Genomic DNA, 16,482 nt, shown 5'->3' with positions numbered 1-16,482 from the left:
CAACAGGAGATAGCAAAGCATAAAACGAGGCGCTGAGTTATCTGAAAGGGTATAGCGTGCAATCCGGCCCGGCTGGACTAGGAACCGATGCTTTACTCGCTTTGCCGGGTGCTCCGGGGATTAATTATTGCACCTTCAACGCTGGCAGTTGGTGGGGGCTGTCAAGCCGGTACTGGGGTCGGCCAGGTCATTGATGGTAATTATAGCAACGGGGCATTAAACATAGGTCTCGGTACTGCTGCTATATTTGGTGGTATGGTTGCGCAAAGTGCCATATCTAAGCCGGGCGGAACAATTTTTACTTCTGATGATACGAGATTATCGCGGAAAAGCACTATTGGTAATGCTGAAGCTGATGTTGATAATGTTGGAAATGCTACAACCGGTTCTTTAAGTGGTCAGCCAACTAAGCTACCGCCGAATGCATCAGCAGAAAATATACGTTCACTCCAACGAGAAAACGAGGGAGCTGTGATCCTGTCTCAAAATGGTTATCATGTTGAGCAGAATCCCGTAACTGCAGGGGTTAAAAACCCAGACTATAAAGTTAATGGTGAGGTGTTCGATAATATCGTCCCTAAAACTAACTCGGTTCGCAATATCTATGACCGGGTTTTAGAAAAAGTGAACAGTGGTCAAACAAACAATGTTGTTATCAACTTGGCCGATACAAAAGCAAGCGTTAGTGATTTGCAAAAAAAATTAGTGATTGGCTAATAAAAGGGTTGGATAAGGTTATTGTGATCGACCAGTCAGGAAATCCAATACGAATTAAGTAAGGCGGGTATATGTCAATTGATATAGCGTGTTACACATCAATAAGTATTGATGAGCTGAGGGAAAGATTAAGTGTGGTGAAGGAAAAGTACGACCATCTCTTTGATGGCCCATATCTTCTTTTTGAACCACATATAATCTTAAGTGGCCAGCAGCTTGCGTTGCTTGATGATCGTGTTAAGAAGTACAATCATGAGACTAAGTTATCAATTGCTAAAGAGTTTGGACTAAAAGAGCCAAAATCTTATTTTATGATTGCAGTGAATGACAAATCCTTTCCTGAGTTGAATACTTCTGGAATAGCAGACGTGTTCAGGCAAGAGTTAGGGCAAGGAAATATCATTGTGCTTTTAAATGGTGAAGATCTAATCTAGACCTTGTTGTAAGCACAGCCGTTTTAGCTCCAGGTGCTTTTTGAGGTTTTCGGGGAATGACCTTTCCCCAAAATCAATGCAGTGATAAATCAGAGCTCTTCGCCATTCTGACCCAAAGAAAATGGTTTTATTATAGTAGCGGTAGGCAAACCCGGCTTTGAGAGAGGCACTAAAATTCCGCCAACCCAAGTGATTATTATTAGGCCGGAAAGTAAAAGGGAGTAACTATGTCAATTGAAGAAGTAAATAAGGTCGATTTTATCAATGCATCGGATGAAGATGATGAGCTTGTACTTTTGGGTATTACAGATCATTTATCATGGGAGGATGATATTAATGGGCATTTGCTTTTGCTTCAAGATAAAGTAAATGCTTACTTAAACTTCATTCTTAGTGATCAAATGAGAGAGTTATCTCCCGCTTTATGTGGGAAAAGTAAATTCTGCATTCAGGTTTTTTTTAAATTTTTACCGCCGAAAGAAGTTGATGATTTTGTTTCTAAATTTCAAGTGGCATTAAAAGAGTACAATATTGATTTGATTAGTCACCATGTTGGTTGATTTTTAAAAAAAGATTTTTATAAAATTGCATGCTATAGTTTTTATTTGAAGCTATGGGGTATTAAACCATCTTATAATTTTTTTTGATGCTTAAGTTGAGTTTTTTGATGGAAATGATTAAGAGATTAAAGAGACTTGCTTGCTTTTTAGAATGTTTGTCTGCTTGGCGAATTGATAGCTTTCAGATGTTTTGGATGAAAATATACATAATTATATTTTTTGAATGTTGATTTTGTTATGAATATAATTGTACAGAAGATTTTATATATTTAAGTTGAAATTTTTAGCGACAGAGCAATCTGTTACGTCTTTTATATGCGCCTTTACGAAAGAATGGCAAAGCGGCTTTTTTTAAAGTTCAACACTATATAGGTTCAGCATTATTGCATAACCTCACCATTCCAACGCCCATCCTGAAACCTCCCCACCACCCGCTCCCTTAACCACCTGTGCCCCAAATCCCGGTGCGATCGCGCATGCCACAGCATCACCAGCTCAAAGCCTGGAATCGCCATCGGCGGTAGCACGGTCATTAATCCCGGCATCATCGCCGCCACTCTCTCCGGCATCAACGCCACTAAATCGCTGGTGCTCAGCACGCTGCCCATCAGCAAAAAGTGGGGTACAGAGAGTACCACTTTCCGGCTCAATCCTCTGGCTTCCAGCACCGTATCCGTCACCCCACGAAAGCCGCCGCCGTCTGGCGACACCACCACATGCTCCAGCGCGCAGAGCGCTTCGGCGGTGATAGCAGAATGCAGGGCGGGATGACCCTGACGGCCTGCTACCACATAGCGCTCCTGAAACAGTGGGCGGACATGCAGCCCGTCAGGCACGCCGTCACGCAGATGAAGCACCAGATCGACCGTGCCTTTTTCTAACTGCTGTGCAATCAACGCAGGTTTCATATCCAGAATGGCAAGCCGGGTGCCCGGTGCTTCCTGACGTAAGGTATTCATCAACGGCATCAGCGCGGTCTGCGCACCATAATCCGTGGCGGCAATACGCCAGGTGATGTCTGCCTCGGCGGGCACAAAGGGGCCCGGCTCGGCTACGACTTCATCGATCCTGGCAACCAGTTCTTCAAGCGAAAGACGTAATCCTTCGGCCCGCGCCGTGGGACGCATACCATGGGAAACCGGAATCAGTAGCGGATCGTTAAATAAAGTACGCAGGCGTTCCAGCCGGGCACTGACGGAAGGCTGGGAAAGGTTTAACCGTTCAGCGGCACGGCTGACGCTGTTTTCCTGTAGCAGGACGTTTAACGTGATCAACAAATTCAGATCGGGCTTCATGGTATCAGTCCTGTCTATAGCGACTATCCGTTCCTTTACTTTTACTGATAGCACAATCAGGCGCAGGCTACCTGTCTCTTTTATCAACACGGGATAGTTTATGAATGTGTTAATCGTTGTTGCTCACCCTGAACCCCGCTCGCTTAACGGTGCGCTGGCGCGTTTTTCCGTCAGTCATCTGGAACGGCTGGGCCATCAGGTGCGCGTTTCCGATCTCTATGCCATGAACTGGGAGGCACGCGTATCGCCTGCCGACACACAACATCGCCAACATGTCGAACGGTTTACTCCCTCACTGGAGTCCACTCAGGCTTTTGAAGGCGGTTTTCAAAGCGAAGACATCCAGCAGGAACAGGAAAAACTACGGTGGGCCGATGCGGTGATTTTGCAGTTCCCGTTATGGTGGTTTTCGATGCCCGCCATCTTGAAAGGCTGGATCGATCGTGTTTATGCCTGCGGGTTTGCCTACGGCGTAGGCGAACATTCAGATACGCACTGGGGCGATCGCTACGGTGAAGGTACGCTGGCAGGGAAGCGCGCCATGCTGGTGGTCACGATGGGCGGATGGGCGTCGCATTACGGTCCTCGCGGCATCAATGGGCATATTGATGACATTTTGTTTCCCATTCAGCATGGCATTCTGTTTTACCCCGGCTTTGACGTGCTGCCGCCGTTCACGGTTTACCGTACCGGCCGGATCGATAGCGTACGTTTTGATGCGCTGTGTCAGGAACTGAGTAAGCGGCTCGATAACCTGTTTATTACTTCACCTGTTGGCTATTATCGGCAAAACGGCGGGGATTACGCGATCCCCGAGTTAACCTTGCGTGACGATCTGGCAGCCGGTGAGCAGGGCCACAGAATCCACATTCGCCAAGGCTGAAGGCAGAACAGGGCAGAGGCACGTCGTCTGGCTTATCTGCCCTGTTTGCATCGATTTCAAAATAACCCTTGCATGCAACGCGAGGATGTGACCTAATGAATCGTCGGTTTGATTAACAGACGCTATCAAAGTAAGTATCTACAGCAGTTCTCATCTCTAAGCCTGTCGCGAGACATTCCTTCTTTTTGAGTCTTCTCTTACGTTCTGATTGAAATCTGTTCTCAGGCCATTACGCCGGAAGGCTCAATTATTTAAGGAATTAAACATGTCTAACAAAATCCGCGGTACCGTTAAATGGTTCAACGCTGAGAAAGGCTTCGGTTTCATCTCTCCTCAGGACGGCAGCAAAGATGTATTCGTACACTTCTCTGCAATCCAGGGTACTGATTTCCGTACTTTAGATGAAGGTCAACAAGTTGAATTTACAGTAGAAAATGGTGCTAAAGGCCCAGCTGCTGCAAACGTTGTTGGTCTCTAAGGACTGAAAATTACGCGTTTCAAGTGTCCTCACTGTAATGGCTCGCAGTACCGTACATCACATTTCGATGTGACAAGAGCCAACCCGCATGGAGCAAAATGCATTTTTTGCAAAACGGTCGTTGTTCAGATTAACGCGACAAGGATTGCAACTCAGAGTCAGCCACAGGCGCTCTGAAAAGGCTAAAGAGCGTTATAGCGTTGTGCATTTACCGTAATCAAAAAGGCTGCCAGTGGCAGCCTTTTTTCATTCCCTTTTCGCGAAATGTAGAAGCCGGTTTCCAGGCTGCGCTTATACCATCAGCACAAGAACGCCGGCCCAGAACGCCAGACAGGCTATCACCATTGCAATCCAGCTCAGCTGACGTAAACGCCCGCGGAACAGGGGTTTACGTACGACAGGAAGCGCTTCACTCTGCATTTTCATAGTCTCATGTATTGAACGTTAGGTGACAGCAGGGCAGGGTTGTGCTGCCCGCTACGTTTTAGCTTGCGGCTTCCAGCGCTTTGAAAATGACATCCGACAGTTCGTTTAATTCGAACTTGGCAACATAGCCATCAGCCCCGACTTTGCGAACGTGATCTTCGTTAGCACTGCCCGAAAGTGAGGAGTGGATCACGACGGGAATATGACGCAACGTGGTGTCGCGCTTGATATTGCGCGTGAGCGTAAAGCCGTCCATTTCCGGCATTTCCAGGTCGGTTAACACCAGCGCGATCTTGTCGTGAATGGATTCACCCTGCGACTGAGCCTGCTGGTGGATCGCTTTGATTTTTTCCCACGCTTCCAGGCCGGTGTTACACATGACGGCAGGAATGCCCATGCTCTTCAGGCCCTGCTCCAGCAACTGGCGGGCAACTTTGGAGTCTTCAGCCACAATCGCGACGGAACCGGGCTTCATTTTATACTGACGCTCTTTCGGCGCTTCAGGCTCCACGCCACGAACGGACGGGATGATGTCATAGAGAATCTGTTCGACATCCAGCACCATGGCCAGATTGCTTTTTTGTTCGTCGTCATCCAGGCACGCGATACTGGTGATGTTACGTCCACCGATACCAGCTTCAGCGGTATGAACCTGGCTCCAGTTAAGACGCACGATGTTTTCAACGGATTCGACGGCAAACGCCTGCGTGTTACGCGCGTATTCGGTCACCAGCAGCAGGTTCAGTCCCGTTTCAGGCACGCAACCGGCTACCGCAGGCAGGTCAATAACAGGAATGAACTGTCCGCGAATGCTCGCCATGCCCAGCAACGGCGAACGCATACCCGCAGCTTTCGTAATCGGCGGCATCGGAACAATTTCACGCAGTTTAAATACGTTTATCCCAAACAGCTCTGATTTACCTTTTAACTGGTCAGAGCCAAGGCGAAACAGCAGCAGCTCAAACTTATTCGATAAGGCGAGATTCGCTCTCTCATCGATCTCTTTCTGAAAATTATCCATCGTTGCCTCAGCGTCAGCGCAGCAGGTGAAAAAGGGTGTGATGAAGTTATCGGCAGCCTTCGGAAAAAGGTGAGAGGGGAAAACGCACGTTAAGAGATTATTGTGCCAGGCTTAACAGTGAGAACGCAGCATGGATACTTTTCCCTATAAAGGAGTAAGCGATGAAAAAATTAGTACTGGCGACCTTACTGGCGGTAGCGACCACAGGGGCTTACGCGGAAGAAGGTGGCTTCAAGGCAGGTGATACGCCGCCGCCACAGCATAAACAGGATGCAGGCTACAAAGGGTCAGAAGACACAGGACAGACGCACATCGATCAGATTCGTGACTTTCGGCAGGGCGGTTACGTCACGCTGGAAGGTTATATCGTAAAAAAAGTCGCGGACAATAATTATCAGTTTCGTGACAGCACCGGCACTTTAACCATTATTGCGCCGAAGAAAACGTTCGATGGCAAAACCTATTCCGCTGACGACAAAGTTCGCGTCAGCGGTAAAGTGCACGGGAAAGGTGACAAAACCACGCTGCACGTTATGCGGATCGATGAGCCATAATCGGCAGGGCGAGAATGACTCTCGCCCTTTCTTTTAGTCTTTCAGCAGTACAGCCCGGCAGGTTTTGCCTTTGATTTTGCCCTGCTTAAGTTTGACCAGCGCAGATTTTGCCTGAGCCGCTTCAATCGCTACATAAGCGTGCGTCGGGGTGAGATCAATCTTACCGATCTGATCGGCGCGATAGCCTGCTTCTCCTGTCAGCGCACCCAGAATATCGCCGGGCCGAATCTTGGCCTTACGCCCACCATCAATGCAAATCGTCATCATGGCTGCCGGCAACGGCTTACTACTTTTCCTGAGCGCACTGGCGGCAACCCATGGCAGCTTCTGCTGAAGGAAATCTTCTAACGCATGCGCGCGCGCCATTTCATCGGCCGCGACAAAACTCACGGCAGCGCCTTCTTCGCCCGCCCGCGCGGTACGGCCGATACGATGCAGATGCACTTCGGGATCCCACGCCAGCTGGTAGTTCACCACCAGCGACAGCGACTTGATGTCCAGGCCGCGGGCCGCGACGTCCGTCGCCACCAGCACGCGACCACTGCCGTTAGCAAACCGGATCAGCACGCGTTCGCGATCGCGTTGTTCCAGATCGCCATGCAAGGGCAGGGCGCTGATATCGCGGGCGTTAAGCGCGGCGGCAATATCATCACATTCGCGTTTGGTGTTGCAGAACACCACACAGGACGATGGCTGGCGTTCGCTGAGCAGGCTAATCAGCAGCGACAATTTTTCGCTGTGCGCCGCTTCAATAAATTGTTGTTCGATTGCCGGCAGTTCGCTGACCTCTTCCGTCACGACGCTCAGCGCATCACGTTGAAAGCGCTGGCTCAGTGTTGCAATGCCGTCTGGCCAGGTGGCAGAGAACAGCAGCGTCTGACGCGCGGCGGGCGTGGCGGCGATAATGGTTTCCATATCGTCACGAAAGCCCATTTCCAGCATCCGATCGGCTTCGTCCAGCACCAGCGTGCGCAGACTGTCGAGCTGCAGCGTTTCGCGCTTGAGATGGTCAAGAATACGGCCCGGCGTACCGACCACAATCTGCGGCGGATGCACCAGCGAATCGCGCTGCGCACTCATGGGCTGGCCGCCGCATAAGGTCAGGATTTTGATATTGCGCGTGAAGCGCGCTAACTGCCGCAGAACGTTGCTGACCTGATCGGCCAGTTCTCGCGTCGGACATAAAATCAGCGCCTGAGTCTGAAAACGCGCACTGTCGATATGATGCAACAGGCCAATACCAAATGCGGCCGTTTTGCCGCTGCCGGTTTTTGCCTGCGCACGAACGTCGCGTCCGGCTAAGATAGCGGGCAGCGAAGCGGCCTGGACCGGCGTCATGCGGGTATAGCCCATCTCGCGCAGGTTATCGAGCTGACTATCGGGAAGAGAATTAAGCGAGGAAAAAGCGGTCACGGGTGCGGCCTCTGCGGCTGTAAGTTGGGGCATCATTGCGAGCGCAAGTCTGTCAGAAAGCGTACACAACAGCAATGTTAACCTGCAAACCCTGCGCCGGGCGGCGCTTTTATCTAAGAATAAACTGAAGATGAAAAAGATTAGTTGGGAAATTTTAATCAATTAAAACGTCAGATGTGAAACCGCTTACATGGACTAAGCCATTAAGATTAAGAATGTTTTTTCTAATATTTTCTTTGTAATACACAATTTAAAGTTAATCAGATTATTCCGCATTTGCGACGGAATTAACGCATTAATAATGCAAAAGTATCGCCAGAAGAGAAGATGAAAACGACTTGTAAACGCCTTTATATTGAGGAGGATACATCGATATCACTACTGGCAGAGGATTTTTTCATTGAATAATATCCCGCAGATCTTGCATGAAGACGTACTTAAAATCGTAGGTCGTGCAGTCCTGACATTGCATCTCTATGGGGAAAGCTTATCGGCAGATAAAGTGGCCTCTATGATTGGATGTTATGCCGAAGACGATCCGGTGGCTTCTGATGGCGCCCATCTCTATACGCTTGCGATGGCGTTAATGTCACAGACGAGGGAGGCTCGGGTTTAGCGTCGCCTTCATTCGGCTGTCCGCGCCCCATGCCAGCTCTCTGACAGGGGGCGCGTCCGCATCTGCACGCGGTTTCTGGTTTTACAGAGTCCTTTACCACTGCCTGTCAGTGAAAAACTCACTGCCAGTGCAGATCGGCAAATGTCACCAGTGCCTCTGCCAGCTGGCGCTGAAGCTCCTCATCCGGCTGGCGACAAAACAGCGCCAGCTCAAAAGTGTCAATCACCGGCAAGCCCTGCTGGTCGCCCAGCACACGATGTGCAGGCAGACGACAGCTGGCAGGCAACAGCGTAACGCCCAGGCCCTGGGCACTGGCGGCAGACAGGGCCACAAGGCTGGCACTGCTGTAACCGATGCGCCAGCTGCGGCCCAGCCCATCCAGCGTCTGACAGATCTCCTCGCGATAAAGTCCCTGTTGAGGAAACAGGACCAGCGGCACCGGCGAATGCTCAAAGCAGGGATATGCGGCGCTGTCCAGCCATAACAGCGGCTCGGGTCGGGAAGCCAGCGGGCGTTCACCGTAAGGTTGCTTAATCAGCATGATATCCAGTTCCTCCCGCTGCCAGGCCCGACGTAGTTCTACCTGCATCCCGCTCATCACATCCAGCCGCATATGGGGATGTTCGCGACTGAACTGCGCCAGCAGGGCAGCCGTGGGGGCCGCAAAATCTTCCGGAACGCCAAGCCGCAGCACACCATCGCGCCACTTATCGCTCAACACATCGAGTGCTTCGCCATTCAGGGCAATGATACGGCGGGCATAACCCAGCAGCTTCTCGCCTTCCTCCGTGACGGTTACCTGATGTGATGAGCGGGCCAGCAGTGCTTTTCCCACCCTCTCTTCCAGTCGCCGCACCTGCTGGCTCACTGTTGATTGCGACAGGTGCACGCGATCGGCGGCACGGGTGAAGCTGGCGGTTTCGCAGACCGCAACAAAGCTCAGAAGCTGCTGGGGCGTGAACATAGGCTGGCGATTCATTTTTCCACTGCCTGTCATGATGATATTCCATTTCCAAATAGTAACCACAGCTGTCAGGCTGACAAGGTTTACTTCCAGGATGGCCCATGAAAAAAGAGAATATTGTGATCGTTACCGCCCTGGTGCTGGCGGGACTGAATATGCGTCCACTGATGACCTCCGTCAGTCCGTTGCTGGATCAGTTACGCGAAAGCATTGGACTCTCCGCCTTGGCAGCGTCACTGCTGCCTGCGATTCCCATGATGATGATGGGAGCGATAGCGTTAATCAGCGCACCACTTATGCAGCGTGTTCAACTGCGCGGACTGCTGTGTGGCGGACTGGCGCTGTTAGTGTTGGCGCTCCTCAGCCGCCTTTTTGTGGCGCAAGGCGAATCGCTGGTAGGGAGCACGCTACCGGGCGGCATTGGTATCGGGATAGTGCAAATGGCGATGCCGGGCTTTATCCGCCAACGCTTTCCACAACGCAGTGCGATGATGACCGGGCTGTGGTCTGCGGCCCTGATGGGCGGGGGCGGACTGGGTGCTGCATTAACACCGTGGTTAAGTGCTCACCTGAGCTGGCAGATGGCCCTCAGCAGCTGGGCCGTGCCTGCGCTGCTGGCCATCCTGCTTTGGGCATGGATGCCCGGGGTGACGTCGCCAGCGCGCGCGTCGGTCGTGATGCCTTCACTATGGCGCAACGCGCGCGCCTGGATGCTGGCGCTCAGCTTTGGTTTAGTGAATGGCGGTTATGCCATTTGCGTGGCCTGGTTGCCTGATTTCTACCATCAGCTCGGCTGGAGCGCGCAAGCGGGTGGAAGCCTGTTGGGCGTGATGATTACCTGCCAGGTCGCCGGAGCGATGGTGTTTCCGCTGTTGACGCGCGGCCCGGATCGACGGCCGCTGTTGCTGTTAACGCTGATTTTTCAGCTAAGCGGTATGCTTGGCCTCCTGTTTGCACCGCTTTACCATCCATGGCTGTGGGTGGGAATGGCGGGCGTGGGGCTGGGTGGTGCCTTTCCCCTGGCGCTGGTGCTGGCGCTGGACCATCTGGCGCATCCGCAGGCGGGCGGACGACTGGTGGCGTTCATGCAAGGGATTGGCTTTATTATTGCCGGCAGTATGCCGTTTATCGCCGGTCAGTTGCATGCACTGACCGGGGATTTCTCCACGATCTGGTGGCTCCAGTGCGGCGTTATGATTGGGCTGGTCGGGTTAAATCTGCGTTTTCATCCGCAAAGTTACAAATATGCCTTTCCACAACCGTGATTGGTCCGACCAAAATAGCTAAACCTTTTCAGTGGTTCACATAACGTTAAAATTAAAGCCGTAACTGTTGCCTTGAGTTAACAGCGGGTTAAGTATCTGTAACGGATAAGCCCTAACTGGCAAAATTGGTAGGACCAATAAGCAGAGCGGGCGTGACAGATGCGCCCTGTGTTTATGCCCGTCGCGCATCGCTCTCATCACCTTTCTGGAGATAACGGCATGCAGGTCTGGCAGCAAAATTATGATCCGCTCAATAACATCTGGCTCTCCAGCCTGATTGCGTTACTGCCTGTTCTGTTTTTCTTTTTTGCGTTGATTAAGCTAAAGATGAAAGGCCATCAGGCTGCCACCATCACTGTCATGCTGGCGCTGGGAGTTGCGCTGCTGCTGTATCATATGCCGTGGCAGCAGGCGCTGGCCTCAGCGGCCTACGGCTTCCTGTACGGTCTGTGGCCCATTGCCTGGATTATCGTGGCCGCGGTCTTTGTCTATAAAATCTCGGTCAGGACCGGGCAGTTCGATATCATTCGCGCGTCCATCTTGTCGATCACGCCGGATCAGCGCTTACAAATGCTGATTGTCGGTTTTTCCTTTGGTGCCTTTTTAGAGGGCGCGGCAGGCTTTGGTGCGCCGGTGGCGATCACGGCTGCGTTGCTGGTAGGGCTGGGTTTTAATCCGCTTTATGCCGCAGGGTTATGCCTGATCGTGAATACTGCGCCGGTGGCGTTTGGTGCGATGGGTATTCCCATTATTGTGGCGGGGCAGGTTACCGGTCTGGACAGCTTTGCCATCGGTCAGATGGCCGGACGCCAGCTGCCTTTTTTAACCGTCATCGTGCTGTTCTGGATCATGGCGATCATGGATGGCTGGCGCGGGGTGAAAGAAACCTGGCCGGCGGTGATGGTTGCGGGTGGGTCGTTCGCGATAGCCCAATTCCTGAGTTCAAATTTCCTGGGCCCGGCGTTACCCGATATTATCTCTTCGCTGGCGTCACTCGTTTCCCTGACTCTGTTTCTGCGCGTCTGGCAGCCAGTTCGCATCTTTCGCTTCAGCGATGCCAAAAATCAGACGGCGACGCAACCCGCACGTCAGCAGACGTATACGGCAAAGCAGGTCATTCGCGCCTGGATGCCCTTCCTGTTTCTCACCGCAACGGTAACGCTGTGGAGTATCCCGCCCTTTAAAGCGCTGTTTGCCAAAGGGGGGGCACTGGCCAACTGGGTGATGAGCATTCCCGTCCCTGGCCTGCATGACTGGATTACCCGGATACCGCCGGTTGTGGCACAGCCCAGCGCCTGGCCCGCCATTTTTAAACTGGATCTGCTGTCTGCAACCGGCACTGCCATTCTGATTGCGGCAATTGTGGCGATTATCTTTCTGAAAATGAAACCCAGAGCGGCAGTCGGGACATTTGTCGAAACACTGAAATCCCTGATGTTGCCCATCTACTCCATTGGTATGGTGCTGGCCTTTGCCTTTATCTCGAACTACTCGGGTTTATCAGCCACGCTGGCGCTGGCCTTAGCGCACACGGGCCATGCCTTTACCTTTTTCTCCCCCTTTCTGGGCTGGCTTGGCGTGTTTCTTACCGGTTCGGATACCTCCTCCAACGCGCTGTTTGCCGCGTTGCAGGCCACCACGGCGCAGCAGATTGGCGTTTCCGATATCCTGCTGGTGGCAGCGAATACCACGGGTGGCGTCACCGGTAAAATGATCTCTCCCCAGTCGATCGCTATTGCCTGTGCAGCGGTCGGTCTGGTCGGCAAAGAGTCCGATCTGTTCCGCTTCACCGTAAAGCACAGCCTGATCTTTACCGGCCTGGTTGGGGTGATGACCACGCTGCAGGCTTACGTTTTTCCCTGGATGATCCCATGACACCAAACGATCCCTTACCGATGCGGCTTAAGCACTATATCCGCGATCATCAGCTTGAGCCGGGCATGCGTTTGCCCGCCGAGCGTCAGCTGGCGGCCGCGCTGGGCGTTTCCCGTTCGTCGCTGCGTGAAGCTATTCAGCAACTGATCAGCAGCGGCGTTTTGATGAGTCGGCGCGGTGACGGTACCTGGCTGCGTCAGCCGCAGGAGCCCTGGTCTGAGCAGCGCATCGTCGAGCCCATTCGTCAGCTTCTCGCCAACGATCCGGACTACCGTTACGACATTCTTGAAGCGCGCCATGCGATAGAGGGAAGCACGGCCTGGCATGCGGCGCTACGGGCTACCGAGTCAGATAAAGAGCGTCTGCGGTACGCCTTTGATGCCACGCTGGCGATGAAAGAGAGTGACGATCCCCATCTGGCCGGGCAGGCCGATCTGCGCTTTCATCTGGCCATCGCAGAAGCCTCACATAACATCGTGCTGCTGCAAACCATGCGGGGATTATTCGATTTACTGCACTCGTCCATGCTGCACAGTCGTAAGCTGATGTACATCAGACCCGTGATTTTTGACCGCCTGACCGATCAGCACCGGGCGATGCTCGACGCGATTTTACTGGGCGATGCCGAGGCTGCCCGGTCAGCCGCTATGGATCATCTGGGTTTTGTTCACACCACAATGAAAACACTTGATGAAGACGAAGCCAGGCAGGCGCGAATTACGCGTTTGCCGGGTCATGACCTGCACAATCACAAGGAAAACCGCTGATGATCATCTCTGCCGCCAGTGACTATCGCGCCGCCGCGCAGCGCATTTTACCGCCTTTTCTGTTTCATTATCTGGATGGCGGTGCCTATGCAGAGCATACGCTACGGCGGAATGTTGCCGATCTGTCAGACGTGGCGCTGCGCCAGCGCATTCTCCGGAATATGTCGGCGCTCAGCCTGGAAACCACGCTGTTCAGTGAAACGCTGTCCATGCCCGTCGCGCTGGCACCGGTTGGGCTGTGTGGCATGTACGCGCGTCGTGGGGAAGTGCAGGCCGCGCGCGCTGCGGCGGGCAAAGGGATTCCGTTTACCTTATCGACCGTCTCCGTTTGCCCGATTGAGGAAGTGGCACCGCAAATCAGTCGGCCCATGTGGTTTCAACTGTATGTGCTGCGCGATCGCGGCTTTATGCGTAACGCCCTTGAGCGGGCAAAAGCGGCGGGCTGTACCACATTAGTATTTACCGTTGATATGCCAACGCCGGGCGCACGCTATCGCGATGCGCACTCGGGCATGAGCGGCAAGCACGCGGCCCTGCGCCGCTACTGGCAGGCTGTCACGCACCCACGCTGGGCACTGGATGTTGGGCTACAGGGCCGACCACACGATCTGGGCAATATTTCCACCTATCTGGGCAAACCGACCGGGCTGGAAGACTATATTGGCTGGCTGGCAAAGAATTTCGATCCGTCGATTTCCTGGAAAGATCTGGAATGGATACGTGAGTTCTGGGACGGGCCAATGGTGATTAAAGGCATTCTGGATCCGGAAGATGCCCGCGATGCGGTGCGGTTTGGTGCCGATGGCATTGTGGTCTCAAACCATGGCGGACGCCAGCTGGACGGCGTGTTGTCTTCGGCTCGTGCCTTACCGGCCATCGCGGATGCGGTGAAGGGGGATATGACGATTCTTGCCGACAGCGGCATCCGTAATGGGCTTGATGTGGTGCGCATGATTGCGTTGGGCGCAGATACTGTTCTGCTGGGACGGGCCTTTGTTTACGCGCTGGCCACACATGGCCAACGTGGCGTCGAACATCTGCTGACGCTGATTGAAAACGAAATGAAAGTCGCGATGACCTTAACAGGCGCGAAGTGTATAGCCGATATCAACCAGACGTCGCTGGTGCAGGCGAATGCGTTGCTGGGCGAAGTGGCCCTGCATCCGGCCTCATGCCCGGCAAACTGAGCGACGTTGTCTATACTTACCTTCTTTACCAACAGGAGGAATGATATGACCATTCATAAGAAAGGTTCGGCGCATTGGGAAGGCGATATCAAAGGCAAAGGCACAGTCAGCACAGAAAGTGGTGTACTGAACCAGCAACCTTACGGCTTTAACACCCGTTTCGAAGGGCAGAAAGGCACCAATCCGGAAGAGCTTATCGGCGCAGCACATGCCGCCTGTTTTTCAATGGCACTGTCGCTCATGTTAGGTAACGCAGGCCATAAACCTGAAAGCATTGATACCAGTGCCGATGTGTCGCTGGACAAAAAAGGTGAAGGCTTCGCGATTACGAAAGTGGCGCTGACCAGCACCATCTCGCTGCCGGGCATTGATAACGACACCTTTGATGAAATCATCAATAAAGCTAAAGCCGGCTGTCCGGTTTCGCAGGTGCTTAATGCAGAAATCACACTCGATTACACGCTGAATAACTGATTGCGTACCTGAGTCGCCTTCTGGCGGCTCCCGCAGCAATCTTGCAGCATCCGGATGCGCCTCAGGGCGCATTTTCGCTTTCTTCAGACGAACACTGAAATGGCAAAAAAGACGGAAAAGGGGTGCGGGTTTTGCTGAGCATGGGTGGCGAACTGCTGCTGATCCACAGGGCCGCAATGCTATGGGGCTGAAATCCTGGCTGTCGCGCCACAAACTCGGCGTGTTGCTGATGGTGGTACTGCTGCTGGAGGTAATCTGTTTCCTTCTTACCGCCTCGTGGCTGCCATGGAATGCATGACAGCAATCAGGCGTAAATCTCTTCACTCCGCTTCACACGTACATCCGTGCGCGCAATACGGTACGCCTTGCCGGGATCGCCCGCGACAAACTCAAACGTAGGTGAGTAGTAAAACGGCAGCCAGCCACCGTATCCGCTTTCCCATTCCCAGCGAACCGGACAGGGCCACAGAATGCCTTCATACAAAATGTAATAAACCCAACGCCCGGTAGGACGGCGGGGACGACTACTTTTCATGGGATTCACAACTGTGTTGGTGTAGAACAGCTTATATTTTGAACGTTAAGCGGCAACCTTGCAATGTCATCGGCTACTTTTTGTGCCATTCGCCCTGTACCGCTTTCTTAACGATGCACTTCGCCACATATCAGCACGACGTTAGGACGCACTTTATGGATACGATTTGCCATGACTTCACAGGCGGTTTTCGTCGGATAAATGCGTTCTGATACCGGTAAAGCTTCACAGGCATCGTGTCCACACGCGCTGACCAATAACACAAAACCAATTAACATAACCGACTCCTTATCCCGGTCCGCGTACTGCGAGAAGGGTGAGTGTTCCTTTATATATCGCCAGTATAGCTAATTGCCGCCGGACGCCCGTGTTACGGCAGTCGGTATCGGATTGCTCTGAGCAATTATACGCGTTACCCGCTTATCAGGCAGTGAATTCTTACCCATCACTGCGATGGACAGCGCCGACGATATGGCTGAGTGAACCGCCGTTTTATTGCCTCAGCATGACGAGAAACGGGCTTCCTGATAAGGCTTATTCAGGTGTTTATTCGCCCCGAACCTCTTTAATGCTCGCGTTTTGATACTTCTCACACTTCTGATACGCAAATCTGAAACCGGTTGCAGAAAATTTTCACCCTGTGTATTCGTTAATCATTCACCACAAAGAGGAATACACCATGACGAAGATTTTACTGTGCTGTGCTGCGGGCATGTCCACCAGTATGGTGGTGCAGAAAATGGAAAAGGCGGCGCAACAGCAAGGGCTGGACGTCGAGATAAAAGCTGTGGGGATTGAAGAGTTTAGAGACGATATCGCCGATTACGACTGCTGCCTGCTCGGGCCACAAATCAAATACAAGCTGGCCGATTTTCAACCGATCGCCCAGCAATACAGCAAGCCGGTTGCGGTCATCAACAGTATGGATTACGGCATGATGAATGGTGAAAAAATATTAAGCGACGCACTAAAGCTTATTCATACCTGACACCAGGGAGGTCCGGGATATATCACGCGA

Annotated in this window: 20 protein-coding genes; 13 read left to right on the top strand and 7 right to left on the bottom strand. The window is 52.5% G+C overall.

The window, feature by feature from the left end; translation table 11 throughout:
• Nucleotides 1-87 precede the first annotated feature (87 nt).
• From RAC60_RS12925 to RAC60_RS12915, 3 genes are all read left to right on the top strand, one after another.
• The gene (locus tag RAC60_RS12925; protein WP_324028960.1) at nucleotides 88-717 is read left to right on the top strand and encodes a hypothetical protein; all 630 of its coding nucleotides are present in this window, start codon (nucleotides 88-90) and stop codon (nucleotides 715-717) included.
• Nucleotides 718-788: 71 nt separating this feature from the next.
• On the top strand, nucleotides 789-1,151 hold the full coding sequence (locus RAC60_RS12920) for a hypothetical protein (protein ID WP_172913476.1): 363 nt from the start codon (nucleotides 789-791) through the stop codon (nucleotides 1,149-1,151).
• A 227-nt stretch (nucleotides 1,152-1,378) separates the two neighbouring features.
• Nucleotides 1,379-1,711, top strand: coding sequence for a DUF6572 domain-containing protein (locus RAC60_RS12915; RefSeq protein ID WP_172913475.1), 333 nt, complete (start codon nucleotides 1,379-1,381; stop codon nucleotides 1,709-1,711).
• A gap of 380 nt (nucleotides 1,712-2,091) precedes the next feature.
• Here RAC60_RS12915 and RAC60_RS12910 read toward each other — a convergent pair whose 3' ends face one another.
• The gene (locus RAC60_RS12910) at nucleotides 2,092-3,006 is read right to left on the bottom strand and encodes a LysR family transcriptional regulator (protein WP_324028958.1); all 915 of its coding nucleotides are present in this window, start codon (nucleotides 3,004-3,006) and stop codon (nucleotides 2,092-2,094) included.
• A gap of 100 nt (nucleotides 3,007-3,106) precedes the next feature.
• Here RAC60_RS12910 and RAC60_RS12905 point away from each other — a divergent pair, with 100 nt between their 5' ends.
• The 3 genes from RAC60_RS12905 (at nucleotide 3,107) to RAC60_RS12895 (ending at nucleotide 4,544) form a co-directional block, all read left to right on the top strand.
• Nucleotides 3,107-3,889 carry an NAD(P)H-dependent oxidoreductase gene (locus tag RAC60_RS12905; RefSeq protein WP_324028957.1) on the top strand — a complete coding sequence of 261 codons (783 nt, stop codon included), beginning with the start codon at nucleotides 3,107-3,109 and terminating at the stop codon, nucleotides 3,887-3,889.
• Between the two features lie 265 nt (nucleotides 3,890-4,154).
• Entirely contained in the window at nucleotides 4,155-4,367 is a 213-nt protein-coding gene (cspA, locus tag RAC60_RS12900) for an RNA chaperone/antiterminator CspA (protein WP_006118073.1), read from the top strand.
• Nucleotides 4,368-4,370: 3 nt separating this feature from the next.
• Nucleotides 4,371-4,544, top strand: a complete 174-nt coding sequence (locus RAC60_RS12895; RefSeq protein ID WP_110268586.1) for a cold-shock protein — start codon at nucleotides 4,371-4,373, stop codon at nucleotides 4,542-4,544.
• A gap of 114 nt (nucleotides 4,545-4,658) precedes the next feature.
• On the opposite strand, the gene RAC60_RS12890 is transcribed toward RAC60_RS12895, so the two are convergent.
• Nucleotides 4,659-4,793: a hypothetical protein gene (locus RAC60_RS12890; RefSeq protein ID WP_255421330.1), complete on the bottom strand. Its 135-nt coding sequence runs from the start codon at nucleotides 4,791-4,793 to the stop codon at nucleotides 4,659-4,661.
• Nucleotides 4,794-4,851: 58 nt separating this feature from the next.
• Nucleotides 4,852-5,814 carry a chemotaxis protein gene (locus RAC60_RS12885; protein WP_006118075.1) on the bottom strand — a complete coding sequence of 321 codons (963 nt, stop codon included), beginning with the start codon at nucleotides 5,812-5,814 and terminating at the stop codon, nucleotides 4,852-4,854.
• A 161-nt stretch (nucleotides 5,815-5,975) separates the two neighbouring features.
• Between RAC60_RS12885 and RAC60_RS12880 the strand changes: the two genes are divergently transcribed.
• A complete protein-coding gene (locus RAC60_RS12880; protein ID WP_006118076.1) occupies nucleotides 5,976-6,368 on the top strand; it encodes a YgiW/YdeI family stress tolerance OB fold protein in 393 nt (130 codons plus the stop codon).
• Nucleotides 6,369-6,401: 33 nt separating this feature from the next.
• Here the strand turns inward: RAC60_RS12880 and dbpA are convergent, their stop codons facing one another.
• Complete coding sequence (gene dbpA / locus RAC60_RS12875; protein ID WP_058701180.1) at nucleotides 6,402-7,781, bottom strand: ATP-dependent RNA helicase DbpA; 1,380 nt, start codon at nucleotides 7,779-7,781, stop codon at nucleotides 6,402-6,404.
• 734 nt (nucleotides 7,782-8,515) lie between these two features.
• The gene (locus tag RAC60_RS12870; RefSeq protein WP_324030662.1) at nucleotides 8,516-9,376 is read right to left on the bottom strand and encodes a LysR family transcriptional regulator; all 861 of its coding nucleotides are present in this window, start codon (nucleotides 9,374-9,376) and stop codon (nucleotides 8,516-8,518) included.
• A gap of 86 nt (nucleotides 9,377-9,462) precedes the next feature.
• On the opposite strand from RAC60_RS12870, the gene RAC60_RS12865 reads away from it, so the two are divergent.
• The 5 genes from RAC60_RS12865 to RAC60_RS12845 all read left to right on the top strand — a co-directional run bounded on the left by RAC60_RS12865 (nucleotide 9,463) and on the right by RAC60_RS12845 (nucleotide 14,929).
• Entirely contained in the window at nucleotides 9,463-10,626 is a 1,164-nt protein-coding gene (locus tag RAC60_RS12865; protein WP_375093883.1) for a cyanate transporter, read from the top strand.
• Between the two features lie 219 nt (nucleotides 10,627-10,845).
• Nucleotides 10,846-12,501: an L-lactate permease gene (lldP, locus tag RAC60_RS12860; RefSeq protein WP_375093901.1), complete on the top strand. Its 1,656-nt coding sequence runs from the start codon at nucleotides 10,846-10,848 to the stop codon at nucleotides 12,499-12,501.
• On the top strand, nucleotides 12,498-13,268 hold the full coding sequence (gene lldR / locus RAC60_RS12855; protein ID WP_033738599.1) for a transcriptional regulator LldR: 771 nt from the start codon (nucleotides 12,498-12,500) through the stop codon (nucleotides 13,266-13,268). Before lldP ends, lldR begins: the two co-directional genes overlap by 4 nt.
• The gene (gene lldD, locus RAC60_RS12850) at nucleotides 13,268-14,455 is read left to right on the top strand and encodes an FMN-dependent L-lactate dehydrogenase LldD (protein ID WP_006118082.1); all 1,188 of its coding nucleotides are present in this window, start codon (nucleotides 13,268-13,270) and stop codon (nucleotides 14,453-14,455) included. Before lldR ends, lldD begins: the two co-directional genes overlap by 1 nt.
• 45 nt (nucleotides 14,456-14,500) lie before the next feature.
• Entirely contained in the window at nucleotides 14,501-14,929 is a 429-nt protein-coding gene (locus tag RAC60_RS12845; protein WP_006118083.1) for an OsmC family protein, read from the top strand.
• 304 nt (nucleotides 14,930-15,233) lie between these two features.
• Here the strand turns inward: RAC60_RS12845 and RAC60_RS12840 are convergent, their stop codons facing one another.
• Together RAC60_RS12840 and RAC60_RS12835 are read right to left on the bottom strand one after the other, a co-directional pair.
• The gene (locus RAC60_RS12840) at nucleotides 15,234-15,464 is read right to left on the bottom strand and encodes a hypothetical protein (protein WP_006118085.1); all 231 of its coding nucleotides are present in this window, start codon (nucleotides 15,462-15,464) and stop codon (nucleotides 15,234-15,236) included.
• A 107-nt stretch (nucleotides 15,465-15,571) separates the two neighbouring features.
• Nucleotides 15,572-15,742 carry a hypothetical protein gene (locus RAC60_RS12835; RefSeq protein WP_006118086.1) on the bottom strand — a complete coding sequence of 57 codons (171 nt, stop codon included), beginning with the start codon at nucleotides 15,740-15,742 and terminating at the stop codon, nucleotides 15,572-15,574.
• Between the two features lie 401 nt (nucleotides 15,743-16,143).
• On the opposite strand from RAC60_RS12835, the gene RAC60_RS12830 reads away from it, so the two are divergent.
• A complete protein-coding gene (locus RAC60_RS12830) occupies nucleotides 16,144-16,452 on the top strand; it encodes a PTS sugar transporter subunit IIB (RefSeq protein WP_006118087.1) in 309 nt (102 codons plus the stop codon).
• Nucleotides 16,453-16,482: the final 30 nt, after the last annotated feature.

Source organism: Pantoea sp. BR_17, assembly GCF_041955125.1.
GTDB lineage: Bacteria > Pseudomonadota > Gammaproteobacteria > Enterobacterales > Enterobacteriaceae > Pantoea > Pantoea stewartii.
The sequence above is the reverse complement of the archived record's forward strand: the minus strand, read 5'-3'. Positions and strand labels throughout refer to the sequence as shown.

Bases quoted from the DNA above. Each gene is read 5' to 3' on its own strand.
- RAC60_RS12830 (WP_006118087.1), top strand. From the start codon at position 16,144: ATGACGAAGATTTTACTGTGCTGTGCTGCGGGCATGTCCACCAGTATG.
- RAC60_RS12880 (WP_006118076.1), top strand. From the start codon at position 5,976: ATGAAAAAATTAGTACTGGCGACCTTACTGGCGGTAGCGACCACAGGG.
- RAC60_RS12865 (WP_375093883.1), top strand. From the start codon at position 9,463: ATGAAAAAAGAGAATATTGTGATCGTTACCGCCCTGGTGCTGGCGGGA.
- lldR (WP_033738599.1), top strand. From the start codon at position 12,498: ATGACACCAAACGATCCCTTACCGATGCGGCTTAAGCACTATATCCGC.
- RAC60_RS12920 (WP_172913476.1), top strand. From the start codon at position 789: ATGTCAATTGATATAGCGTGTTACACATCAATAAGTATTGATGAGCTG.
- lldD (WP_006118082.1), top strand. From the start codon at position 13,268: ATGATCATCTCTGCCGCCAGTGACTATCGCGCCGCCGCGCAGCGCATT.
- RAC60_RS12835 (WP_006118086.1), bottom strand. From the start codon at position 15,742: ATGTTAATTGGTTTTGTGTTATTGGTCAGCGCGTGTGGACACGATGCC.
- cspA (WP_006118073.1), top strand. From the start codon at position 4,155: ATGTCTAACAAAATCCGCGGTACCGTTAAATGGTTCAACGCTGAGAAA.
- RAC60_RS12885 (WP_006118075.1), bottom strand. From the start codon at position 5,814: ATGGATAATTTTCAGAAAGAGATCGATGAGAGAGCGAATCTCGCCTTA.
- lldP (WP_375093901.1), top strand. From the start codon at position 10,846: ATGCAGGTCTGGCAGCAAAATTATGATCCGCTCAATAACATCTGGCTC.
- RAC60_RS12840 (WP_006118085.1), bottom strand. From the start codon at position 15,464: ATGAAAAGTAGTCGTCCCCGCCGTCCTACCGGGCGTTGGGTTTATTAC.
- RAC60_RS12925 (WP_324028960.1), top strand. From the start codon at position 88: ATGCTTTACTCGCTTTGCCGGGTGCTCCGGGGATTAATTATTGCACCT.
- RAC60_RS12910 (WP_324028958.1), bottom strand. From the start codon at position 3,006: ATGAAGCCCGATCTGAATTTGTTGATCACGTTAAACGTCCTGCTACAG.
- RAC60_RS12870 (WP_324030662.1), bottom strand. From the start codon at position 9,376: ATGAATCGCCAGCCTATGTTCACGCCCCAGCAGCTTCTGAGCTTTGTT.
- RAC60_RS12905 (WP_324028957.1), top strand. From the start codon at position 3,107: ATGAATGTGTTAATCGTTGTTGCTCACCCTGAACCCCGCTCGCTTAAC.
- RAC60_RS12845 (WP_006118083.1), top strand. From the start codon at position 14,501: ATGACCATTCATAAGAAAGGTTCGGCGCATTGGGAAGGCGATATCAAA.
- RAC60_RS12915 (WP_172913475.1), top strand. From the start codon at position 1,379: ATGTCAATTGAAGAAGTAAATAAGGTCGATTTTATCAATGCATCGGAT.
- RAC60_RS12890 (WP_255421330.1), bottom strand. From the start codon at position 4,793: ATGAAAATGCAGAGTGAAGCGCTTCCTGTCGTACGTAAACCCCTGTTC.